General features: G+C 65.2%; 21 protein-coding genes. 8 read left to right on the top strand and 13 right to left on the bottom strand.

From position 1 onward, the window contains the following. Window positions 1-175: 175 nt before the first annotated feature. A complete protein-coding gene (locus tag EPO41_RS24190; RefSeq protein WP_296330976.1) occupies window positions 176-1339 on the bottom strand; it encodes an aminotransferase in 1164 nt (387 codons plus the stop codon). A 196-nt stretch (window positions 1340-1535) separates the two neighbouring features. Between EPO41_RS24190 and EPO41_RS24185 the strand changes: the two genes are divergently transcribed. The 5 genes from EPO41_RS24185 to EPO41_RS24165 all read left to right on the top strand — a co-directional run bounded on the left by EPO41_RS24185 (window position 1536) and on the right by EPO41_RS24165 (window position 6076). Continuing rightward, complete coding sequence (locus tag EPO41_RS24185; protein ID WP_296330974.1) at window positions 1536-1874, top strand: P-II family nitrogen regulator; 339 nt, start codon at window positions 1536-1538, stop codon at window positions 1872-1874. A 55-nt stretch (window positions 1875-1929) separates the two neighbouring features. Then, window positions 1930-3336 carry a type I glutamate--ammonia ligase gene (gene glnA / locus EPO41_RS24180; RefSeq protein WP_296330972.1) on the top strand — a complete coding sequence of 469 codons (1407 nt, stop codon included), beginning with the start codon at window positions 1930-1932 and terminating at the stop codon, window positions 3334-3336. Between the two features lie 76 nt (window positions 3337-3412). Continuing rightward, window positions 3413-3889: an HAD-IA family hydrolase gene (locus EPO41_RS24175; protein WP_296330970.1), complete on the top strand. Its 477-nt coding sequence runs from the start codon at window positions 3413-3415 to the stop codon at window positions 3887-3889. 118 nt (window positions 3890-4007) lie between these two features. Further along, window positions 4008-4886, top strand: coding sequence for a hypothetical protein (locus EPO41_RS24170; RefSeq protein ID WP_296330968.1), 879 nt, complete (start codon window positions 4008-4010; stop codon window positions 4884-4886). Continuing rightward, entirely contained in the window at window positions 4883-6076 is a 1194-nt protein-coding gene (locus EPO41_RS24165; RefSeq protein WP_296330967.1) for a CoA transferase, read from the top strand. The genes EPO41_RS24170 and EPO41_RS24165 overlap by 4 nt, the downstream gene beginning before the upstream one ends. A 160-nt stretch (window positions 6077-6236) precedes the next feature. On the opposite strand, the gene EPO41_RS24160 is transcribed toward EPO41_RS24165, so the two are convergent. The 5 genes from EPO41_RS24160 to EPO41_RS24140 all read right to left on the bottom strand — a co-directional run bounded on the left by EPO41_RS24160 (window position 6237) and on the right by EPO41_RS24140 (window position 11919). Continuing rightward, on the bottom strand, window positions 6237-8636 hold the full coding sequence (locus tag EPO41_RS24160) for a glycoside hydrolase family 2 protein (protein WP_296330964.1): 2400 nt from the start codon (window positions 8634-8636) through the stop codon (window positions 6237-6239). Next, on the bottom strand, window positions 8636-9607 hold the full coding sequence (locus EPO41_RS24155; protein WP_296330962.1) for a DUF1839 family protein: 972 nt from the start codon (window positions 9605-9607) through the stop codon (window positions 8636-8638). The genes EPO41_RS24160 and EPO41_RS24155 overlap by 1 nt, the downstream gene beginning before the upstream one ends. Next, window positions 9591-10442, bottom strand: coding sequence for an amino acid--[acyl-carrier-protein] ligase (locus tag EPO41_RS24150; protein WP_296331325.1), 852 nt, complete (start codon window positions 10440-10442; stop codon window positions 9591-9593). Before EPO41_RS24150 ends, EPO41_RS24155 begins: the two co-directional genes overlap by 17 nt. Window positions 10443-10510: 68 nt before the next feature. Further along, window positions 10511-11671: an acyl-CoA dehydrogenase family protein gene (locus EPO41_RS24145; protein ID WP_296330960.1), complete on the bottom strand. Its 1161-nt coding sequence runs from the start codon at window positions 11669-11671 to the stop codon at window positions 10511-10513. Next, on the bottom strand, window positions 11668-11919 hold the full coding sequence (locus EPO41_RS24140; RefSeq protein WP_296331322.1) for an acyl carrier protein: 252 nt from the start codon (window positions 11917-11919) through the stop codon (window positions 11668-11670). The genes EPO41_RS24145 and EPO41_RS24140 overlap by 4 nt, the downstream gene beginning before the upstream one ends. Between EPO41_RS24140 and EPO41_RS24135 the strand changes: the two genes are divergently transcribed. Then, on the top strand, window positions 11906-13810 hold the full coding sequence (locus tag EPO41_RS24135; RefSeq protein ID WP_296330958.1) for a hypothetical protein: 1905 nt from the start codon (window positions 11906-11908) through the stop codon (window positions 13808-13810). The two genes, EPO41_RS24140 and EPO41_RS24135, sit on opposite strands and share 14 nt — an antisense overlap. 56 nt (window positions 13811-13866) lie before the next feature. Here the strand turns inward: EPO41_RS24135 and EPO41_RS24130 are convergent, their stop codons facing one another. The 3 genes from EPO41_RS24130 to EPO41_RS24120 form a co-directional block, all read right to left on the bottom strand. Then, window positions 13867-14934, bottom strand: a complete 1068-nt coding sequence (locus EPO41_RS24130) for a hypothetical protein (RefSeq protein WP_296330957.1) — start codon at window positions 14932-14934, stop codon at window positions 13867-13869. After that, entirely contained in the window at window positions 14934-15773 is an 840-nt protein-coding gene (locus tag EPO41_RS24125) for a TauD/TfdA family dioxygenase (protein WP_296330955.1), read from the bottom strand. The genes EPO41_RS24130 and EPO41_RS24125 overlap by 1 nt, the downstream gene beginning before the upstream one ends. A gap of 121 nt (window positions 15774-15894) precedes the next feature. Next, window positions 15895-16404, bottom strand: a complete 510-nt coding sequence (locus EPO41_RS24120; RefSeq protein WP_296330953.1) for a hypothetical protein — start codon at window positions 16402-16404, stop codon at window positions 15895-15897. Between the two features lie 45 nt (window positions 16405-16449). On the opposite strand from EPO41_RS24120, the gene EPO41_RS24115 reads away from it, so the two are divergent. After that, complete coding sequence (locus EPO41_RS24115) at window positions 16450-17496, top strand: alkaline phosphatase D family protein (protein ID WP_296330949.1); 1047 nt, start codon at window positions 16450-16452, stop codon at window positions 17494-17496. Between the two features lie 54 nt (window positions 17497-17550). On the opposite strand, the gene EPO41_RS24110 is transcribed toward EPO41_RS24115, so the two are convergent. From EPO41_RS24110 to nirB, 3 genes are all read right to left on the bottom strand, one after another. Next, window positions 17551-18534: a tripartite tricarboxylate transporter substrate-binding protein gene (locus EPO41_RS24110; RefSeq protein WP_296330945.1), complete on the bottom strand. Its 984-nt coding sequence runs from the start codon at window positions 18532-18534 to the stop codon at window positions 17551-17553. Between the two features lie 157 nt (window positions 18535-18691). Continuing rightward, a complete protein-coding gene (nirD, locus tag EPO41_RS24105; RefSeq protein WP_296330942.1) occupies window positions 18692-19027 on the bottom strand; it encodes a nitrite reductase small subunit NirD in 336 nt (111 codons plus the stop codon). Beyond that, on the bottom strand, window positions 19027-21477 hold the full coding sequence (gene nirB / locus EPO41_RS24100; RefSeq protein WP_296330937.1) for a nitrite reductase large subunit NirB: 2451 nt from the start codon (window positions 21475-21477) through the stop codon (window positions 19027-19029). Before nirB ends, nirD begins: the two co-directional genes overlap by 1 nt. A 305-nt stretch (window positions 21478-21782) precedes the next feature. On the opposite strand from nirB, the gene EPO41_RS24095 reads away from it, so the two are divergent. Further along, window positions 21783-22382, top strand: a complete 600-nt coding sequence (locus tag EPO41_RS24095) for a DUF4202 domain-containing protein (protein WP_296330934.1) — start codon at window positions 21783-21785, stop codon at window positions 22380-22382. 9 nt (window positions 22383-22391) lie between these two features. Here the strand turns inward: EPO41_RS24095 and EPO41_RS24090 are convergent, their stop codons facing one another. After that, window positions 22392-23459, bottom strand: a complete 1068-nt coding sequence (locus tag EPO41_RS24090; RefSeq protein ID WP_296330931.1) for a tartrate dehydrogenase — start codon at window positions 23457-23459, stop codon at window positions 22392-22394. Window positions 23460-23574 lie beyond the last annotated feature (115 nt).

Genomic DNA, 23574 nt, shown 5'->3' with positions numbered 1-23574 from the left:
GGTCCTTGTCATTTCGGCAGCAAACTCACCACGGAACACCATGCGTGCCGGATATGGCTCGGACACGAAGATATTGGCAACGCCAATGCAGCAAGTCTCCTAATTCGAGCCTTTGGCGCCGCAAAAGCGGGCGACAATTGCATTCTACGACTTGCAAACTGCAAATACCAGAGCCTTAGTCCCCAAAATGGGCCGCCAGCCGCTGGATGGCGCTGTCCAATGTGGAGTCGTGCTTACAGAAGCAGAACCGCGCGAAATACCTGGGCGCCTCCGACGACTGGTAAAAGGCGCTGACCGGGACGGCCGTTACTCCTGCCTTTACAGTGATGTGACGGCAGAATTCCTCATCCGTGCCATTGAAGCCCAAAGGCCGGAAGTCCGTGGTGACGAAATAGGTCCCGTGCGCCGGCAACACGTCGAAGCCGATACCTGCCAGAGCGTCCGCGAGACGGTCGCGCTTGCGCTGCATGTCGGCGGCCAGGGTCGAAAAATACCCATCGTGCAGCCGCAGCCCCGTCGCCGCCCCCCACTGGAGGTTGGGCGGGGTGGTGAAGGTCATGAACTGGTGCGTCCTGGCGATCGCCTTCATAAGCTCCGGCGCGGCGGTGATGTATCCCACCTTCCAGCCCGTCAGGCTGAAGCTCTTCCCGGCGGAGCCGATGCGCACCGTGCGATCGCGCATGCCCGGCAGGGTCATCAGCGAGATGTGTCGCCGGTCGTCGAAGATGATGTGCTCGTAGACCTCGTCGCAGATCGCGTAGACGTCGTGCTTCAGGCACAGGTCCGCAATGAAGGAAAGCTCCTCCCGGTCGAAGACCTTCGAGCAAGGATTCATCGGCGTGTTGAAGAGGATGAGCTTGGTCTTGGGTCCGAACGCGGCGGCCAGCTCCTCCTTGGGCAGGCGCCATGTCGGAGGCTCCAACCGCACCAGCTTCGGGATCCCCCCTGCCCGCCGCACGATGGGCAGGTAGGAATCATAAAGAGGCTCAATCAGCACGACCTCGTCGCCCGGCTCGATCAGGCCGAACAGGCAGTCGCCCAGCGCCTCGGTCGCCCCGGACGTGACCAGCACCTCGCTTTGCCAATCGATGTCCAGTCCCTGGAAACGCCTGGCGTGTTCCGCCACCGCCTGCCGCAGCTCCGGTATTCCCATCATGGGCGGATACTGGTTGTGGCCGTTCAGCAGATAATCCGCTGCCGCGGCCCGAACCTCCTCCGGGCCCCTGTCGTCGGGAAATCCCTGGCCGAGGTTGACGGAGTTGTGTTCGCGGGCAAGCGCCGACATGACTTCGAACACCGTCGTTCCCAAGCCGGCCATCGTCGAGTTTGCAGATTTCATGGATGCAGTACTGCCTGTAATTCACTCATTAAACTGATGAAGATTCGGTCTATTCGCCTGAAAAACAGACAGAATGAATCGACAATTCCCATTTCAGGCTGTGGGAAATTCTGGCATGGAAAGTGCTTCCTTGTATCTCATACGGGCTCTCCCATTCGGAGGACCCGGTGCCTGCGCGCGGAGTGTCTCAAGCCAAATGAAGAAGATCGAAGCGATCATCAAGCCCTTCAAACTGGACGAGGTGAAGGACGCCCTGAACCAGATCGGCCTGAAAGGCATCACGGTTCTCGAAGCCAAGGGATTCGGCCGCCAGAAAGGCCACACCGAGCTTTATCGCGGCGCGGAATACGTCGTCGACTTCCTGCCGAAGGTGAAGCTCGAACTCATCATCGAGGATGAGATGGTGGAAAAGGCGGTCGAGGCGATTCGCGGCTCGGCGCATACCGGTCGCATCGGCGACGGCAAGATCTTCGTGTCGAGCATCGACGACGCGATCCGAATTCGTACTGGTGAGCGTGGTGACGCCGCCGTATGAGGACCCGGCCTTTGGGGGCTGAAGAAGTAAACCACAAGTAGAGGGACGATCGACAATGGATGCCAAACAGGTTCTCGCGCTGATCAAGGAAAAGGACGTCAAGTTCGTTGACTTCCGCTTCACCGATCCTCGCGGCAAGTGGCAGCACACGGCCCGCATGGCGTCCGCCACCGATGAAGGCACCTTCGAAGACGGCGTGATGTTCGACGGCTCCTCGATCGCCGGCTGGAAGGCGATCAACGAGTCCGACATGATCCTGATGCCGGATCCGTCGACCGCCGTGCTCGATCCCTTCTCCGCGCAGACCACGCTGATCGTCAGCTGCGACGTCGTCGAGCCCTCGACCGGCCAGCTCTACGCCCGCTGCCCGCGCTCGACCGCCAAGCGCGCCGAAGCCTTCATGAAGTCCTCCGGCATCGGCGACACGGCCGTGTTCGGCCCCGAACTCGAGTTCTTCGTGTTCGACGACGTCCGTTACGACGTGCAGATGCAGGGCAGCTTCTACAGCATCTCCTCGAACGAATCGCCGTGGAACACCGGCGCCGTCGTCGAGGGCGGCAACCTGGCCCATCGTCCGGCAGTCAAGGGCGGCTACTTCCCGGTGCAGCCCGTCGACACGCACAACGACCTGCGCGCCGAGATGATGTCGGTCTGCACCGACATGGGCCTGGTCATGGAAATCCACCATCACGAGGTGGCGCCGGCCCAGAACGAGCTCGGCTTCAAGTTCGACACGCTCGTGAAGACCGCCGACAACGTGCAGAAGTACAAGTACACGCTGCATAACGTCGCCCACAGCTACGGCAAGTCGCTGACCTTCATGCCGAAGCCGCTCTACGGCGACAACGGCTCGGGCATGCACACCCACCAGTCGATCTGGAAGGACGGCAAGCCGCTGTTCGCGGGTTCGGGCTATGCCGACCTGTCGGAGACGGCGCTGTACTACATCGGCGGCATCATCAAGCACGCCAAGGCGCTGAACGCCTTCACCAACGCCAGCACCAACTCCTACAAGCGCGTCATCCCGGGCTTCGAGGCGCCGGTGCTGCTGGCCTACTCGTCGCGCAACCGCTCGGCCTCGTGCCGCATCCCCTACGCGTCCTCGCCGAAGGGCAAGCGCGTCGAGGTCCGCTTCCCCGATCCGTCGGCCAACCCGTACCTCGCCTTCGCGGCGATGCTGATGGCCGGCCTCGACGGCATCAAGAACAAGATCCATCCGGGCGACCCGATGGACAAGAACCTGTACGACCTGCCGCCGGAAGAACTCTCCAAGGTTCCGACCGTCGCCGGCTCGCTGCGCGAGGCCCTCAACGCCCTCGACGCCGACCGCTCGTTCCTCACCCAGGGCGGCGTGTTCACCGACGACCAGATCGACGCCTACATGGAGCTCAAGTGGGAAGAGGTCTACAACTGGGAACACCAGCCGGCCCCGATCGAGTACAAGATGTATTATTCGATCTGAGCCAGACGCTCGGACGACAATCGGAAAGGCCGCCCCGAGGGGCGGCCTTTTTGTTTGCCTTGGGTTATTGTTCGGGATGCCGGCAATACTCCTCTCGGATTTCTCTCACGTCCTGTTACTGCCGAAAGACCCGCTCTATTCGGGCGGGCTCAACGCCCTGCATCGCAAACTCGTGACGGAACGGGGCAAGGACTATGACGTATTCGAGTATTTCGAACTGAACCGAACACTCCTCGATTTCTACGGGACTCTGCGAAGCCGATACGTGATCGGTGTCTTCACGACCGACACCGTGCAGGACCATCCGCAGATCCGACCTGCATTAGACAAGGTTTGTCACCGAATCATTGCCGCTGCGGATCATGGGCTAAGCAAGCGAGATCCCGTTGCATACACCTTTGTCGCCAAGGAGTTTGGAAGCGCTCCGCAGACTGTCATCTACCTCGACGACGATCAGGACAATGTTGCCGCTGCTACGGCGGCGGGCATGAGCGCCATCCAATATCGGAGCAACGAAGAGGCAATTCCTCTTTTGTCGTCGCTGATGCGATGACCTGCTTTCCCTCGGAAAGCAGGTCCTAGTCGATTTTCGGATCATGGAAGGCCCCGCTGTCGCGGCCACTTCTTTTGTTGGAGGATGCACGCCGCAATACTTCTGAGGGAAGACCGACATGGGCTGGATGGACGAAGCGATGGAGACCCTGCGTCCCTGGATCGGGCGGGTGCGCACGGTCGAGGACGATATCGGCATGATGGCCGTCCGCCGCGTCGCCGCGACCTTCGACGTCGATCCCGAGAGCATCAAGCGCGGCCAGGAGCTGCCGCCGCACTGGTTCACCGTCTTCTTCGCCGAGACCGTCCGCCAGGGCGAGCTGGGTCCCGACGGCCATCCCAACAAGGGCATCGTCCTGCCGCCGATCCCGATGCCGCGCCGCATGGGCGCCGGGCGCCGGGTCGAGATCATGGGCCGCCTCAAGGCCGGCGAGCCGGCAGTAAAGAAGGCGGAGGTGGCGAACATCGTCCCCAAGACCGGGCGCTCGGGCGACATCTTCGTGCTGACGATGCGCCACACGATCGAACAAGGCGGCCGGACCATCGCCTCCGACACGTTCGACGCGATCTACCGTCCCGCCGTGCCGCCCGGCCAGAAGACCACGGCCACGGTGGCCACCCCGGCGCGCACCGACCAGGCCTGGACCGAGACGACCCAGCTCACCAACACGCTCAATTTCCGCTACGGCGGCATCACCTGGAACGCCCACCGCATCCACTATGACGGCGACTACACGCGCAGCGAGGAAGGCTATCCGGCCATCGTCTCCAACGGCGGCCTGTCGATGCACCTGATGGTGGACGCCGCGCTGAAGCATGCCAGGGGCGAGTTGAAGGGCTACAGCGCCCGCCTCGTCCATCCGCTGTGGGTCGGCGACCTCATCGAGGTGCGCGGCGAGGAACAGAAGGACGGCAAGCTGAAGCTGTGGGCCGCCGACAAGAACGGCGTGCTGTGCGGCGAGATGGACCTGGAGTTCGCCCAAGGGAGTCAGGCGTGAGCGGTGGTCCGCTCTCGGGCGTGAAGGTGGTCGACCTGACGACGGTGGTCGTCGGGCCGATCTGCACGCGCACCCTGGCCGACTACGGCGCCGAGGTCATCAAGGTCGAGGCGCCGGGCGGCGATCTCCTGCGCACCATGGCGCAGGGCAGCCGCAATCCCGGCATGTCGGGCAAGTTCATCAACTTCAACCGCAACAAGCGGTCGATCGTTCTCGACATCAAGAAGCCGGACGGGCTCACCGCCCTCCACCGGCTGATCGAGAAGGCCGACGTGTTCGTGAGCAACGTGCGCCCCGAGGCCCTCGCCCGCGCCGGGCTCGATCATGAAAGCCTGGCGCAGAAAAATCCGAAGCTCATCCACTGCTCGATCCTCGCCTTCGGACGCGGTGGCCGTTACTACAACCGCCCCGCCTACGACCCCATCGTGCAGAGCCTGTCCGGCGTCGCCGGCACGCTCGAGCGCGCCACCGGCGAGCCGCGTTTCGTGCCCATGGTGATGAGCGATCACACGACCGGGCTGATCGCCGCCCAGTGCATCGGCTTCGCTCTGTACCGGCGCGAGAAGACCGGCCGGGGCGAGGCGATCGACGTGCCCATGCTCGAGAACATGGCCTCGTTCGTGTCGAGCGAGCATCTCGGCGCCGCCACCTTCGATCCGCCCGTCGGGCCGACCGGCGACAACCGCCTGCTCAGTCCCGACTATCGGCCCTTGCCAACCAAAGACGGCTACATCACCGTCGGTCCCAACACCAACCAGCAGGCCTTCGCCTTCTTCGATGCGATCGGCCGCCCCGAATTCAAGACCGACCCGCGCTTCGACAGCGCCGCGTCACGAACGAAGAACGCCGCCGCCTACTTCGTCGTCCGCAAGGAGGGCCTGGCCCAGAAGACCACCGCGGAATGGCTGGAGATCTTCGACAAATGCGACGTGCCCGCCGCCCGGTACAACACGATCGACGACCTGCTGACCGATCCGCATCTCGGCGACGTCGGCTTCTTCCAGCCCGAGGATCATCCCAGCGAAGGGCGCATCCGCCGTTCGAGGCGGGCGAACAAGTTCTCGGGCGGTGAGCGTGAAGTGGAAACGCATGCGCCGACACTCGGCGAGCATACGAACGCCATCCTTGCCGGCGCCGGATACAGCGACGCCGAGATCGACGCGCTTCGTGCCTCGGGCGCGGTGCGCTAGCACTGCTAGCGTCTTTCCGGGCGCCACAAACGAAACATACGAAATAAACGAAACGAACGAATCGAAAAAAGTCCCGGGAAGCGATTCCCGGGGCTTGTTGTGTCATGGGTGCTGCAAAAACCGGTGCATGGACGTCAGGCCCGGCCTGCGCAAAGCCGCATTAGCCGAAGCGGCAGCTCGTCGCCCGCTTCGGCGCCACGGACAGAACCTCGCCGGTCGGCGGCTTCTCGCCGGCGCCGGCAGCGGGCAGCAGCTTCACACGCCGCTGCTCGCCCGGCAGCAGGTGGAAACCCTCGTCCCCGGCATGGTGATGCGGTGCCTCGATCTGGATGCAGGGCGCGAAGCGGTCGGCCTGGACCACCACCGACCAGCCCTCCCCGTCCCGCTCCAGTTTCGCCGACAGGCCCGGATCATGCGTGATCGCCGAGCGCCCCAATGGAAAATAGGCGGCTTCGCCGAGGCGAGCGCCGGTGCCGGCATCGTCCAAAGCAACGGCCGCGAGCTCGAGCGGCGGCGGACCGAATCGGTAGGCATAGGTGATGTCGAAGAACGACCCGATGAGCTCGGCCGCACTCATCGTTCGCGCGCTACGCGCCGGCATCGTGAGCTCGCATTCCCGCTTCATCACGACCACGTCGCCGGCTTGCAGGCAGAGCAATGACAGTTTCGCCGACACCGGCGCCGCGGTCTCGTTGATGAGGTGAACAGCGAGGCCGTTCAGGCCCTCGTCCGTGAGCGCCACCTGTACCGGCCGAAAGGCCCGCCGCAGCCCGTGCCAGGCGAGCTTGGGAATGCCACTCGAATCCACGACCCCCCAGCCCGGGCCCGGGCTCAGGTCCTTCAGCATCCAGACCAGCGCTCCGGCGCAGCGCGACGCCGGCCGCCGCCATTCGGCGACGACGGCCTCCATCAGATCCGCCGACAGGGCTCGCGACAGCCTGAGATAGTGCACCGGATCTTCGGTCTGCAGTTTCGCGGCATCGACGCCGTAGAGCTGTGCGAGATAGTGGTCGCGCACCCTGGTGAAATCCCATTCGGCTCCGCGGTCGCGGGGCACAATGTCCGAGGCTCGCGCCGGCGTCGACGCGGCGGGCGTGTTCGCGAAGGCGAGGCATTCGGCGGCGAACCGGACATCGGCTCGCCGCGCGTCCTCGAGGGGTCGCCTGTAGGCGCCGACGCCGTAATAATGCGACACCCTCGTATCCACCTGAAACGGCAGAACGCCGCCACTGGGCGACTGCGCGACGAAGACCACGTCGGGGCACCGGGCCGCGGCAATCCCCGGCAGGATCTCGTCGAACAGCGGACTGCTCCAGAGCGACGGCGGCAATCCGAGCATGGCCGTCTGCTGGCCGACCTCGCTGCCGCCGCACAGGACGGCGAGTGACGGATGCGCCTGCACGCGACCCAGGAACTGATCCGCCTCCCGCTCGACGCTCGCGCGGAACGACGGATCGGCAATCGGGTAGTCCATGTTGGCGAACATGAAATCGTGCCACACGAGGAGGCCGAGTTCGTCGCACAAGGCGAAGAAATCGTCGCTCTCGTACACCATCGTCCCACCAACGCGGATCATGTTCATGTGCGCGTCGCGTGCCTGCCGCAGCCAGGGTGCCAGCGCCTCGCGATCGCTTGCCAGCGTGACGAGGTCCGCCGTGCTCCAGCAGGCGCCTCGGGCAAAGATCGGCTGTCCGTTCACGCGCAGCGCGAAGCCACGACCGTCAACGCCTCCGTCGATATCGATCGACCTGAATCCGACTTGGCCGAGATCGATCTCGAAGTCGCCGACGACGAGGCGAACGCGATGAAGCGTGGGTGTGCCATGCGTATGCGGCCACCACTTCTCCACGTCCGGGACGCGCATCCGGCCCCGAAGCTGCCCCTCACCGGTCCATTCGAGCGGCGCGTCGATACCGGCGACGGTCAGCCGGGCCTCCGGTCGCGTTCCGCTGCTATCGATATCGAGCGACACATCCAGCAGACCATCGTCGCCGTCGAGTGTCGCGCGAATCCGCTTCGCCCTCACATGCGGTGCGCCCATTTGCCCGATGAGTTCGACGGCGCGCCACGGTCCCACGGCGTGCACGGCCGGCTGCCAGCCGGTCATATGTCCCAGCAAGGTGGTGCGCACCTGGCGCAGGGCGTTGTTCTCGACAAGCGCGGTTCGCCAGCGCGCCCTGCCCTTGCGACGCGCGAGCTCGACATCCAGCGAGCGAAAGACGATCGCGAGTTCGTTGTCACCCGCGAGGTCCACCTCGACCTCGTGAATGAGGAACATGTTGTCGCCGACGAGGATCGATCGTCCGTTCAGCCAGACCTCAGCCAGGGTCGCCAGCCCGTTGAAGCGCAACAAGCGGCGTCCGTTCCCGTCGACGCGGGTGCGATACCAGATATCCTGGTCATGCAGGGGGAGCGGATCCTCCAGCGTCCAGCGCCCTGCTTCGCGCAGGGCCTGAGCCGCCGTCCCAGGCACCGGTGCCGCGATCCAGTCCAGTAACGCCGGCAGATCCGCCGGCGTCTGCACCGACCCGGGTGCGGTACAGGCGAGATGCCACTCCATCAGGCGAACCGCGCTGCGAGCGCGGCGAAGATGAGATCGTAGTCATCCTCGAGTGGCTGCAACCGCACGGCATCGGCGTCGAACTTGCGGCGATGGACCATGCGTGCCAGCTGGAATTGCACCGCCTTGGCGGCCTCGGCGATACGCCGGCCGGCGGCGGCAGCTTCGGCAAGGCCGCCCACGCCGTTGGTCCCGAGCCATTGCAGATAGGTGCCGAGCATCTCGAAATTGGCGCCGAGCTGGCGCGGCACGTTGAAGGCGTAGAGGTGGAAGTAAGCCATGTCACGGGAAGCCAGCCGCTCGAGATGCGATGGCAGCGCGACGCGCCAGGCCTCTATCGGATTGCTGCGCGGCCGGCGCTTCAGATGTCCACGCAGGAGCGCGAGCGAAGCCTCGAGCAATGCCGTACCACCGAGCGCCTTGCCGTCGCGCTTCACGAACTCGGCATAGGGAAACAGGACCGTCGGCCGGCGGAACAGCCCATCATAATCCTCGTCCGCCAGCTCGTGGTAGCCCGCGCCGTGGAAGTATCCGAAGCGTCGCCTCGCCGGATCGAGCGCCATGACGGCCACGCTCGTCTTCACATGTGCCTTGCGATACGCCTCGCCGGCATCGGGCAGCCAGAAAGCGTCGACCTCGACCAGCACGGGCCGCCCGCGGCGAAGCTGCGCCATCGCCTGGGCTTCGACCGATTCGTAGATCGCAAGCTCCTGCACGGAGAGGCCGAACAGCGCCTGCAGGTCCTCCAGCGGAAACTTGAAAAAGGTGAACTGGTCGCCCTCGAAGTCCTGCAGCACCGTAAACGGAAGCGCCGCTTCGACCGAATGGCCGAGGGCCGGCAGAAGCTCCACCCACAGGTCGACGTAGCAATTGGTCTCAGGCCAGACCCGATCGCCACCGTGAAGCGCGCTCGGCCTCCACGTCGCCGGACTGAGGCCCAGGAGATCGACCGCGTCAGAGGCCGAGGACATGACGCACACGGTCCGGCCAGTCTGCGACGATGAAGCCGTGGTGACGGAACAAGGCGAGCGTCAATCGCTCGACACCGAAGCCGACGCAGGCCGTATGAGCCGTCTCTCCCGTTTCCGTTTGGATGGCCCAGGCCCGGCCGAACAGGTCGCGATGGTCGTTGAAACTGACACAGGCCGTACGTGGCGCCTCGGCGACGATCGGTACCAGAAGCTCGAACTTGAGGCTCTCCTCGCGCTGGCTCGCCGAAAGGAGCTTGCCGGCCCTGCCGAAAAACGGATCGCTCGCCACTTCGATTGTCGCGGGCAATTCCAGCGACCCGACGAGTGCCTGCGCCCGGTCGAGCCATAGCGTGCGAAACGACGAGACCTGTTCCCGCGTGCCGATGCGGACATGCTCGCGTTGCCGGAACATCTGCATGCGCGCCGGGTCGATGGACGGCTCGTGACGGAAGCACCAGGTGTAGACATCGACCAGGGCGCCGGTGGCGGCAAGCGGTCCCCGCGACGCGATCGTCGGGTAGACGCCATAGCAGGCGGCAGGTGTCAGGGCGACCTCGGTCGGCCGCTGCATGTCCGTCCAGTCCTCGCCTTTCGACAGCCTGCCGAGAAGCGCAGCATGGTCGTGATCGGAGCCCGCGAAACTGGCTACGGTGCCCGCCAGGTGCGGGAAGTTCCGGACATAGCCGCTCTTTTCGAGCTGCAGGCGGCCCAGTCCCGGCGGAAAGCGCATGACCTCGGGGCCGTCCGGATCACCGACCCCACTGATCGCCGCGTTCAGGCGCTCCACGACATGCTCGAAGGTCCCGCTCCGCCCATAAAGCCCATCGACTCCCATGGAGATCAGCAGACCATGGCCCAGCAGCTCGTCCCGGAACGCCTCGTAGGCGGCGGAGACGAGGTCCTTCACGCCAGCGGCTCCAGATCGTCCCGCAGGGCCAGAGCGAGCGTCGCATTGTTCGCGCTGATGCGGTCGTTGCTCACCATCACGGCCGCCGAGTGGGCATCGCGCAGATGGCGTCCCAGGCTGAAGGGTGAATCGTTGCGATAGCCGGCCAGGCCGCAGATCAGCATCGCCTCGCCGACGATCTTCACCACCGATTGCGAGCTGCCGAGCTTCAGGTTGTTCATCGCAACGGCAAGAGAAATCGCCGAGGGTCCGTCCACCGACCCGATCGCCGCCTCGTACAGGCGCAGGCAGGCAAGGAGATTGCTCTTCATGGTCTGCAACTCGTTCACGGCGACGGCCAATCGGGCGGCGCCCAGCGGCGTCTCGCCCGGCCTCTTCTTCGCCTCGGCACGAACGAAGGCCCGCGCACGGCCCAGCGCATCGGTTGCGATGCCGAGCCACAGGGCACCCCAGACGAGATGGGAGACCGGAAGCATCGTCTGCGCGGACACATCCGCGTAGGGCACCGGAATGACCTGACTCATCTCGCCTTCCGCCGTCAGGCGATACCCCCTTGAGCATGTGCCGCGCATGCCCAGGGTGTTCCAGGTTTCCTGGGGCTGCAGTTCGACGCCGCTCCTCGGCACGACGACGATCACCTGATCCGAGGGTGGCGATTGCGCTGTCCGCCGGGCCGTCACCAGGATCGCATCGCTTTCCTCGCCGTAGGAGATCACCGGCGCCTGCTTGACCAGCGTGAAGCGTCCGCGCTTCTCGTCCAGTGCACAGATGCTCGACCGCACATCGCCGGCCGCACCCGCTTCCGACGTCGCCGAGGCGAGAAGGAGCTGTCCGTCCGCCAGCCGTCGGAGGAAAGCGCGCTGCCAGGGATTGTGCCCGGCATGCCGGACGATGCACGCGACCTGGATCTGGTGCATCGCGTAGACCATGGCCGTAGAGGCGCAATACCGCCCCAGCTCGTGGCAGATCGACACCACGTCGGCGATGCCGGCGCCGGCTCCCCCCTCTGTCGAGGGCACCAGAAGGCCAAGCAACTGGCGGTCCCTCAGGCCCGTCACGGCCTCGGCCGGGAAACGAGCCCGCAGGTCGACATCGTCGGCATGCCGCGCGGCGATTTCAGCTCCGACCGCGCGCGCCGCGGCGAGCCACGGGCTCATGCCGCCTCGTCCTGCACACCGATCTCGATGAGTGCCCGGGCGATGGCATCGATGCTGGAAAATGTCAGGCGACCCAGCAGCCGGTCCGGGAACTCGATGTCGAACATCTCCTCCAGGGCCAGCATGAGGCTCACGGTGGCATGCGAGGTCAGGCCGGCCGCATGAAGGTCGGCATCGTCCGGAAGGGCATCCACACCATTCTGCAGGGATCCGGCATTTTTCAGCACAGTTCGAATGCGAACCTTCAGCGGCGAGGACACCGAACACTCCAACTATCGGAATCGAAAATTCGCAAGCAATTCCTGCCGTTTAGGCTATTCTGCCCTTGGGGACAAATCAATTTGCAGGCGCTTCCGGGGGTGGTGGGACACTCCCGAAGGCGCGCGTGGGCTGTATAGGGAAGGTATGACGCCGATTGCGGTTAACGACTGCTTCGGATGGCTTCACACGCCTGTCGACGCTCGTCGTAACGACGTAGCGGTTCTGATTTGTCCCGGTTTGCTCGGGGACGAACTGGTGGCCTATTGCGCCCTCAGGGTCCTGGCGGACGAGCTGGCAGGCGCAGGCTACTGGACCGTTCGTTTGCAGTATCCGGGTACCGGCGATTCCTGCGACCGGGCGATCGAACGGCCGGACGGCCATTGGGCGGCCTGGCAGGAAAGCATCGGGACGACCGCCGACTGGCTGAAGTCCGTGAGCGGCGCCCGGAAGCTTTTGATCTGCGGCATGCGGGCCGGCGCCATGCTGGCAACCCTGTCTGCCTCGCACCGTAACGATATTGACGGGCTGCTTCTGTTCGAGCCTACGGTGAGCGGCCGGTCCTATGCCCGCGAGTTGATGCTCGATGCGGAGCTGCATGGCGGCCGCGTCCTGCCGTCTGGCGGCGGCATCGAAGTCGGTGAATTCAACTTCAGCGCCACGACGATCGCCCAGATTACCGGCACGGATCTGCGCCGGACCACGATGGGCGCCACCCGGAAGGTTGCCGTGTTCTCCCGCGCGGGAACCAGGCCGGTCGACGAATGCCTGGAGTCCTGGCGACAGGCCGGCGTCGAGGTGACGGTGGGGGGCTGGAGCAGCGATCTCGATTCCCTGGTCGGGCATCCGACCTTCGATGCCGTCAAGCTCCCTACCTTTCGCGACGTCATCGCCTGGGTGACCACAGCCTTCCCCCTGGCAAGGGATGCGACGGCGGCGGCCCATCCTCAATCCGCCTTGCCTGCCGAAGCCACCTTGCGGCCGGGCGGCTGCATCGAGACGACACTGCGCTTCGGCTCGGGCCAGCGGCTGTTCGGTATCGTCTGCAACCCCGAGACGGGCCCCTCCCGGCACGTCGTGATCATCGTGAATGGCGGCCGCGACCCCCGATATGGAGCGGCGCGACAGGGTGTGGAATTCGCCCGTCGTCTCGCCCGCTCCGGTCTTTCATCGTTGCGCGCGGACTTTGCCGGCCTTGGAGACAGTCTCGGCCCACCTGGAACGGAGAACATCATCAGCCATGCGTTCACCGACCGCAGTGCCGACATTCGAGCGATGATCGAGGCTCTCGAGAAGCGCGGCTTCCGCAAGTTCACCGTTCAGGGCATCTGCTCCGGGGCCTATCACGCCTTCCATGCAGCGCTGGTCGAGCGTCGCATCGGCGCCCTGATGCTGGTCAACCAGCCGCTCTTCAGCCTGCCCCAACGGCCGGACGAAATCACCTACCTCCACCACCGCCAGCGGACGCCCCTGTTCTACTTCCGCAAGGTGTCCAGCCTGCAGAGCTGGCGCACGCTCCTCGAGGGACGGGTCGACATCGGCAGAACCCTGCATTCGCTCTGGGTCCGCGGGCTGCGTTCTGCGCGGCTGGGGAGCCGGCGGATCGGACGGGCGCTCGGCCTCATCCGCAAGCTTTCGTTCGCCCAATCGTCCCTGTCGGAACTCTGCGAGCGCCGTGTCGAGACGCTCTTCCTGTTCTCGCCGGCGAAGGTGGACCTCGAAATGTTCAGGCGCGAATTCACCCTCGAGCCCGACGCACTGACCCGCTATCCCGGCGCAGAAATACGCATCGTACCGCGCATGGATCATGCACTGATCTCTTCGGAGAGCCGCCATGACGCGCAGGTCGAGATGATCGGATTCCTCAGCAGACAACGCTAGAGGCGATATCCAGGCCCGATCCCCGCACCCCGATACCGTACGATCGTCAGGACGCTCTAGAAAGCCGGCGCGATCATCCGCGCGGCCAGCGCATTGGCTTTATCGTTGAAGTGCCAGTCGACGAAGAAGGCTTCGGGGTCCTGCGCCACGCCCTCCTTTGCGAATAGGTCGTAGGTGTCGAGCGTCTTCAACCCGGCATTGATCGCGCAGTCGAGGACAGTGGCGACACGCCGATGCTGCGTTTTCCCACTCTCCGGCCAGGCCCAGTCTTCATAGCGGGGAAACGCGACCACCAGGGCCTGGATGCTCTCCCGCTGCACCAAAGCTGCGAACCGGGCCATCAGACGACAGGAGATCAGATCGCTGTCTTCCCCCGTGTGGATCGTATCGCCATGCCAGAGCTCATGGGCGCCCAGCCGGCCCATGGTGAAGTGAAGGAGATAGGAATGGCCCAGCACGCGGCGCGGCAGCGTGTCCGGACCGGCCACCGGCGTCGTGGGCACAGGAACGTTGCGGAGTTCGAGCCCCTCCCCGGCCGCGACGAAATAGGGCTTGTGTCGCATGTTCCGGGCCGCGCGCCCGGTACGGTCGATGTCGGAGGCGATGAAGGCCAGCACGACGGTACCGGGCTTCAGGGTCGGCACCAGGCGTTCGGCCTTGAGGATCATCTGATCCAGCCCGTAGTCGCGCACGCCGCCAGCCAGGACACGCCGGCCGGTATGGCGTTCGAGATGGGCGGGCCAGGTCTCGTCATCGGCGACCGCGAACCCTTCCGTATAGGAATCGCCCAATGCGAGGATCGTCGGGCCGCTGTCGGCTCGTGCGCCGGGAGAATGGTGTCGCATGCCGTCGGCCGAGATCGAGATCGGCTTGCCCGCGAGAAGGCCGGACGCGCCGGGCTGCAGATCCCAGCCCAGCTCGCGGTCGTAGCGGAGCTGCGGCCGTTTCGATTCGTCCGATCGAAGATCGAGCTGAATGAAGTTCGGATAGTGCCACAGGAGGCTGGCCGACGTGCGCAGCCGCAGCGCCATCTCCGCCCCCAGCAGACAGATCACGACCGTCAGCACGGCGAGGACCAGCCCCGACCGCAGGGAGGGTCGGCGTGATGGGGCGGGTTCGTCCATCAGTATGGCCGGTCGCCCTCGATCAGCACGCGATGCATGATCCGCCTCTCGCCCACCGGGTAGTCGATGACGACGCGGTGCATGGTGGCGCGGTTGTCCCAGACCACGATGTCACCTTGGGTCCAGACATGGCCGTGATGGTGCTGCGGCTTGCGCGCCTCGTCGGCAAGTTCGTCGAGCAGGGCGTCGCTTTCCGCCCGCTCCAGCCCCACGATGCGATCCAGCCGGTTCGGGTTGAGGTAGAGCGCCTTGCGGCCGGTCTCCGGATGCGTCCGCACCAGCGGATGCTCGACATCCGGCGTCTCGGCGATCTCCTCCGGCGTCCGCACCGAGGGCCGGTTGCGCGCGCGCGGCGTGTCGTAGCCGTGGATGGCCTTCAGGCCGTCGATACGCTTGCGCGTCGCCTCCGGCAGGGCTTCGAACACCGAGTGCATGTTGCAGAACCAGGTGGCTCCGCCATGGCTCGGAATCTCGATGCTGTGCAGCAGGGTCGCCTTGGCGGGCACTGCGAAGTAGGAATCGTCAGTGTGCCAGTCTTCCGCGCGGATGGCCGTCTTGTCGGTCGTACCGTCGGCCATCAGCGTGCTCACCATGACCGACACGTCGGGCACCGCGCCGCTGCGCTTGTATCGCAGCAACTGCCTTTGCGGCACGCCGAATGCCTTCGAGAATTCGCGCGTCTGTTCCGGCGTCATCGGATCCCCCGGAATCACCACCAGCAGATGCTCCGCGAGCGCCCGGTTCAGCATCGCGGCCACTGCCGGCTCGTTCGCCGACGCGCGATCGAGTCCCTCGATGCGCGCGCCCAGGGCGGCTTTGTTGGGGACGACTTCCGGCATGGCCATGCGACTCCCGTGAAATTCACTACGAACCTAACGCAAGAGCGGGCGGTCACAAAAGGCGCGAGCCGGAGAGCGGAAGCGTGCTGGTCCGCCTTGGCCTGGCGTCTGAAAAGTCGGCCTAACGCGCCAACAGGCCCGCCACCAGGCCCGACAGCCAGCGGCGCAGGCGCTGCACCATGGCCTTCGTCTTCTGCCACACCGGCAGGGACCGTACGAAGGCATAGAGCCTGTCACGCCATCTGAAGAGCCAGGTCTCGGAGGCGAGGAACCATGGCATCGTGATCAGCGTCGGCCGCAGGATCTTGTAGAGGCGGGCGACCAGCGCGGTCGCCAGCATCTTGCCGATCAGGATGCTGGCCGTCGCCAGCGCGAACTTTCCGTGCAGGGCGAAGCCGAAGGCCGCCAGCTTGATCGGCAACACCAGCGCGGAAGGCGCAACGAAGGCGACCAAGGCACCCCAGGGCGGAAGACGCGCGAACCAGGCTTCAAGCCGGGCAACCGGCGGCCACTTGGCGAAGGCCGCCATGGCGACGCCCAGATAATGCAGCAGCACGTCTTCGAAGAAGACGACGGCCGCCGCCAGGGGCATCAGGATCAGTTCCAGGGCACGTTTCAAATGGCGCTTCATGCTGCCGCCATCCAAACCACACAAAATGTCATTATGGTGTTTACCATGTTCACTCGCCGCACGTTCGCCCGACTCGCGGGCGCCGCCTCGCTGGCACCCGCCGCGTCCCGGGCGCAGTCCGGGAAGCCGCTGTCGCGTATCGCCTTCGGCTCCTGCGCCAAGCAGACGCTTCCACAGCCGATCTGGGAGCCCATCCTCGCCTACCGGCCGGACCTCTTCATCTTCGCCGGCGACAATGTTTATGGCGACTTCCATTCGCCGGATGCAGCGGATCTGAAGGGCGCCTACGCGGAAGCGGCGCACATCGCGGGTTACGCGAAGCTGCGCGAGACGGTGCCGCATCTTGCCGTCTGGGACGACCACGATTACGGCGTCAACGACGGCGGCGCTGAGTTTGCCCACAAGATGGTGGCGAAGGAGCTGTTCCTCGATTTCTGGAAGGTGCCGGCAAACGACATTCGCCGCACGCGCGGCGGCATCTACGATTCCCGGGTCGTCGGCCCGCCGGGACAGAGAGTGCAGGTGATCCTGCTTGACGTGCGCTGGTTCCGCTCGCCGCTCAGGATCACGGACCAGCGCGGCGCGCCGGGCAAGCAGCGCTACCTGCCCGACCCCGATCCGGCAAAGACGATGCTGGGGTCCGAGCAATGGGCGTGGCTGGCCGGAGAACTGCGCAAGCCAGCCGAGCTGCGCCTGATCGTGTCGAGCACGCAGGTCCTCGCCGAGGGCCACGGCTGGGAGCGCTGGGGGAATTTCCCGCTCGAAAGACAGAAGCTCGTCGACACGATCCGCACCAGCGGTGCCAAGGGTGTCGTTCTGCTGTCCGGCGACCGCCACATCGGTGCTCTCTATCGCGAGGTGCCCGATGGCCTCTATCCGCTGTACGAGGCCACATCGAGCGGCCTCAACATGGTGTACTGGGCAGCCAAGGAGCCTGGCCCCAACCGCCTCGGCGCGCTCTTCGCCGCCGCCAACTTCGGCGTGGTCGAGATCGACTGGCCGGCACGCACCCTTCTATTGGCGCTGCGCGACGAGAGCGGCGACACGCGGCGGGCCGTCGATATTTCCTTCGACGCGCTGGGCATCCTGTAGAAACGAAAAGGGCCGCCTCGATGGGCGGCCCTCCCTCGGCGATTGTCGAAATCGTTACTGCGGCTGGACGCCGGCGGCCTTGATGGCGGGTACCCACTTGTCGATCGAGGCCTTGAGCTGGGCACGCAGCGCCTCGGGTGTCGCGTCCTTCGGCTCGGGCAGTTCGACCGCCTGCTCGGTCAGGCGCGCGCGCACCTTCTCGTCGCTGAGCGCTGTGACCAACGCCTTGTTCAGCGTGTCGATGACGTTCTTCGGGGTATTCTTGGCGACGAAGAAGCCGTTCCAGATCGTCACCTCGTAGCCCTTGAGGCCCGACTCGTCGATCGTCGGGACGTTCGGCAGCTGCGGCAGGCGCTTCAGCGTGCTGACGCCCAGTGCCTTGATGGTGCCGGCGTTGATCTGCGGCAGCACGTTCACCGCCTGGTCGACCATGTAGTCGAACTGCCCGCTCACCAGGTCGTTCAGGGCCGGACCGGTCCCCTTGTAGGGAATCTCCAGCACGTCGACCTTCATCATGCTGTTCAGCATGAGGCCGCCGAGATGCGAGGCGGCGCCGATGCCGGCCATGCCGTACTGCGCCTTCTTCTGGTTGGCCTTCACATAGGCCTCGAACTCCTTGAAATCTTTCGCCGGCAGGTCCTTCTTGGTGACCAGCACCATCGGGTTCGTGCCGCCGAGGCCGACCGGCTCGAGGTCCTTCTGGCTGTCGTAGGGCAGCGTCTTGTAGAGCGCGATGTTCACCGCCAGGGTGCCCATGTGCGTGAACAGGATCGTGTAACCGTCGGGCGTCGCCTTGGCGGCCTTGTTGACGCCGATCGTGCCGCCGGCGCCGCCGACATTCTCGACGATCATCGTCTGGCCGAGCGCCTCGCCCATGCGGGCCGTGAGCACGCGGGCCAGGGCATCGGTCGGCCCACCGGCCGCGAACGGCACGATGACCGTGATCGGCTTCGTCGGGTAGGTCTGCGCCATGGCCCCGAGCGGCATGGCGGCAACGCCCATGGCAGCAACGGCCGTCAGCAGGACACGTCTTTTCATAAACAACTCCCTGATGGTCTGGGAATGCGAGTTACACCCTGGTCACAGGCTCTGCAATGACCGGCCGGGCAGGCAAAAGGGGCCGGTCGCGCCAAAACGACACATGTCAGGGCGATGCTTGCTGCGGCGCGGGGCGAAAATGCCCGGCTGGGGATTTTCACGCCGCTTGTTCCGCCGCTGCCCCCAGCGCGATGAAAAGGCGCCCGCCTTCCACCCTCGCCGGCACCGTCCTGACCGTGCCTTCGTCGGCGCCGAGCGCCTTGCCTGTCTCGAACGAGATCACCCAATTGTGCAACGGGCAGGTCACGGACGTGCCGTGCACGATGCCCTGCGAGAGCGGCCCACCCTTGTGCGGACAATGGTCCTCGATGGCGAAGACCTGGCCCTCGGCCGTGCGGAACACCGCGATCCGGCCCTCCGGCGTGTTCACGCAGCGCGCCCCCCGGCTCGGCACGTCGTCGATGGTGCCGATTTCGATCCATCTCATGGTCATCACTCGGCCGCCTCCGCGAAGCCGACCGTCGCCATCGGCCGGAACTCGTGCTTGTCCTTGCCGGAGACGCGCTCTGACCATGGATCGACCTGGGCGAACTTCTGCGAGAAGACGAAGCGGTCGAAGTAGGCGCGGCGTCTCCCGGCATCCTGTACGATCTGGCGCCTGATCTCGTCGAGGCCGATGCGCTTGGCCCATTTGTAGATGCGCTCGAGATAGCGGGCCTGCTCGCGATACATCTGGACCAGCGCCGCGATGTGCTCGAGCGCCTCGTCTTCGGTCCTCACCTGACCCAGGATCTCCGTGCCCTTGATGTCGAGGCCGGCGGCGCCGGCGAAATGGATTTCATAGCCCGAGTCGACGCAGATCACGCCCACGTCCTTGCAGGTGGCTTCGGCACAGTTCCTCGGACACCCCGAGACCGCCATCTTGACCTTTGCCGGCGTCCACGAACCCCACATGAACTTCTCGATACGGATGCCGAGGCCGGTCGAGTCCTGCGTGCCGAACCGGCACCAGTCCGTGCCGACGCAGGTCTTCACCGTCCGCAGCCCCTTGGCATAGGCATGCCCCGAGACGAAGCCCGCTTTGCCCAGATCGGCCCATACGGCAGGCAGGTCTTCCTTGCGGACACCCAGCATGTCGATGCGTTGGCCGCCCGTCACCTTGACGGTCGGGATGGCGAACTTGTCGACGACGTCGGCGATCGCCCGAAGCTCCGTCGAACTGGTGACGCCGCCCCACATGCGCGGCACCACCGAGAAGGTGCCGTCCTTCTGGATGTTGGCGTGGACGCGCTCGTTGATGAAGCGCGACTGATAGTCGTCGGCATATTCGTTGGGCCAGTCGCAGACCAGGTAGTAGTTGAGCGCCGGACGACACTTGGCGCAGCCGCACGAGGTCTTCCACTCGAGTTCCTGCATCACCGCCGGCATCGTCTTCAGCGATCTCGCGACGATCAGCCGGCGCACGTCGTCGTGGCCCAGCGTCGTGCAGGTGCACATCGGCTGGACGGCGCTCCGATCGAAGGCGTCGCCCAGGGTCAGCTCCATCAGCTGCTCGACCAAGCCCGTGCAGGTGCCGCACGAGGCCGAGGCCTTGGTGTGTGCGCGCACGTCGTCGAGCGTGGTCAGTCCCTTCGTCTTGATGGCGTCCGTGATCCTGCCCTTGCAGATGCCGTTGCAGCCGCAGATCTCGGCATCGTCCGGCAGCGCCGCGACGGCCGCCGAGGGATCGGCCCTACCGCCGCCCTGGAAAGCCGGCCCGTAGATCAGCGTGTCGCGCATCTCGGAGATGTTCGCCGACTTCTTCTTGAGGTCGTTGAACCACGCGCCGTCGGCGACTTCGCCGAACAGTACCGTCCCGATGATCCTGTCGTCCTTCAGGATGAGGCGCTTGTAGACGCCGGCCGAGGCGTCGCGCAGGACGATCTCCTCACGGTCGTCCCCGTCGGCGAAATCGCCCGACGAATAGACGTCGATGCCGGTGACCTTGAGCTTGGTCGGCGTGTCGATGTGCACGAAGCGGGCCGCGTCGTCGCCGGCGAGATGGGCCGCCGCGGTACGCGCCATCTCGTAGAGCGGCGCCACCAGGCCATAGACATGGCCGCCAACCTCCGCGCATTCCCCGAGCGCCAGGATACCGGGATCGGACGTCCGCATGGAGTGATCCACGACGATACCGCGGCCGATCGTGAGGCCCGCGCTCTTCGCGAGCGCGACGTTCGGGCGGATGCCGGCCGCCATGACGACCAGCGTCGCCGGGATGACTCTTCCGTCGGCGAGTTCGACACCCTCGACCCTGCCGTCGCCCAGGATCGCCTTCGTGTTGGCCGAGGTGAGGACCTCGATGCCCCGCTCCTCGAGCGCCTTCTGCAACAGGTAGCCCGCAGCGGGATCGAGTTGCCGTTCCATCAGGGTCGGCATCAGATGCACGACCGTGACGTCCATGCCTCGCGACTGAAGTCCGGCCGCGGCTTCGAGGCCGAGCAGGCCGCCGCCGATCACGACCGCCTTGGCACGCGACTGGGCCGCCAGCAGCATCGCATTCACGTCGTCGAGGTCGCGGTAGGTGAGCACGCCCGCGAAGTCGTGGCCAGGCACGGGGATGATGAGCGGATTGGAGCCCGTGGCGATGACGAGCCTGTCGTAACTCTCGGTCACGCCGCCCGAGGACGTCACGGTCTTCGCGGCGCGGTCGATCGCCTCGATCCTGTGGCCCTTGTAGAGGGTGATGCCGTTGCGGACATACCAGCCGTCGCCGTGGATGATGATCTGTTCGAAATCCTTCTCGCCCGACAGCACGGGCGAGAGCATGATGCGATCGTAGTTGACCCTCGGTTCGGCGTTGAAGATCGTCACCTGGTAGCGACCGGGTGAGGCCTCCAGCAGGTGCTCCAGCATGCGCCCGGGCGCCATGCCGTTTCCGATGATGACGAGCTTTTCAGTCATGCTTCTGGCGGACCCCCCAAAACAAAAAAGCTGCCCAACAGGCCCACGCCCCGCGGAAGGGGACGAATAGCCGTTGGCAGCTTTGCCGGAGGCGCCCGCCATTGGACGCCCATTGAAGAGGCTTCATTGCCTCACCGAGTACAGAGCATGAACCGTGCCAAACCGGGGAGGTTGGGAAACACAGGTGCCAGACGCCCCTGCGCAGCGACCGGGAAATCGCCGGCGATCGGCCTGGCTACTTATTGGGCACACTCAGCCGTCGATTGCCTCTTTGCCCGGTCGCCAGACGAACCTATGAGGGTGTGGTGACTTCCCTTTCGCCCCGCTTCCAGGCCGTCATCGCGGAGATCGACGCCGCCAATGCGCAGGACCCTCGGCGCGACCTGGTCGCCGGCACGCCACGTCCGCGCGAGGTCGTCTATTCGGAGCGGATGTCGGACTGCCTGTCGAGGCTCTATCCGGAAGCATCGGAAGCCCTGCGCATCGCCGCGCGTGCCCAGCACATCTGCCGCTGGCAAATCGCCAGGAAGGAATTTCCGCTCGGCCGTGAAGGCTACAACGCCTGGCGAGCCGCCTGCCGGGATCATCACGCGGCGCTCACCTCTGCCATCCTGCGCCGCCACGGATACCCGGACGGCGAGATCGCGCAGGTCGTCAAGATCATCCGCAAGGAACAGCTCAAGCGCGACCCCGAGAGCCAGGCTCTCGAGAACGTCGTGGCCGTCGTCTTCGTCCAGCACTACCTCGACGAATTCGTCGCCGAGCACAAAGACTACGACGACGCCAAGCTCGCCGACATCCTGAGGAAGACGTTGCGCAAGATGGATGCGACCGGCCACACCGCCGCCCTCGGGCTCGACCTGCCCGCGGCGACCGTGCGCCTCATCGACATGGCACTCAAGTAAGACGGCGCTCTACGCCGTCTTCACCAGTTCCGCGATGGCCGCACCGACGGTCTTGGTGTCGCCGTTGCCGCCAAGATCCTTGGTCCGCGGACCGCCCTCGACCAGCGAGGCCGCGATGGCCCGCTCGATCGCCTCGGCAGCCTCCGGATAACCGAGGTGGCGGACCATCATGGCGCCGGACCATATCTGGCCGATCGGGTTGGCGATGCCTTTGCCCGCAATGTCAGGCGCCGAACCGTGCACCGGCTCGAACATCGACGGGTACTTGCGCTCCGGGTTGATGTTGCCCGACGGCGCAACGCCGATCGAGCCGGTCAGCGCCGGGCCGAGATCCGAGAGGATGTCGCCGAACAGGTTGGAGCCGACGACCACGTCGAACCAATCCGGGTTGCGCACGAAATGCGCCGTCAGGATGTCGATGTGATACTGGTCCGCCTTGATGCTCGGATACTTCTTGCACATCTCGACGAAGCGCTCGTCCCAGAACGGCATCGTATGGATGATGCCATTGGACTTGGTGGCCGAGGTCACGTGCTTCTTCTTCGTCGTGCTGGCGAAGTCGAAGGCGAACTTGAGGATGCGGTCGACGCCCTTGCGGGTGAAGATGGACTGCTGAATGGCCATCTCGTCGTCGGTGCCCTGGAACATGCGGCCGCCGATCGAGCTGTACTCGCCCTCGGTATTCTCGCGCACCACCCAGAAGTCGATCTCGCCCGGCTTGCGGTTGGCGAGCGGTGACGGCACGCCCTCGAACAGGCGCACGGGACGCAGGTTCACATACTCGTCGAAGTCGCGGCGGATCGGGATCAGCAGGCCCCACAGGGAGACGTGATCGGGAACGCCCGGCCAGCCGACGGCCCCGAGGAAGATGCTCTCGAATGCCTTGAGCTGCTCCATGCCATCATCGGGCATCATCTTGCCGGTCTTGACCAGACGATCGCACGACCAGTCGAAATCGGTGAACTCGAGCTCGAAGTTGAAACGCCGCGCCGCGGCTTCCAGGACCTTCACGCCTTCCGGCAGAACTTCCTTACCGATTCCGTCACCCGGAATAAGTGCGATCTTGTGCTTGGCCATTGAAAATCCTCCCGAACCGCGCGGAACGTAGCAGCGCGCCTTAGCCATGCAAGCGCGGCATTGCCCCTGCGGTTGACCCGCGCCAATATGAACAAGCGTTTACCCCGGAGTGGCC

This window comes from Reyranella sp., assembly GCF_004297265.1.
Classification (GTDB): domain Bacteria; phylum Pseudomonadota; class Alphaproteobacteria; order Reyranellales; family Reyranellaceae; genus Reyranella.
The sequence above is the reverse complement of the archived record's forward strand: the minus strand, read 5'-3'. Positions and strand labels throughout refer to the sequence as shown.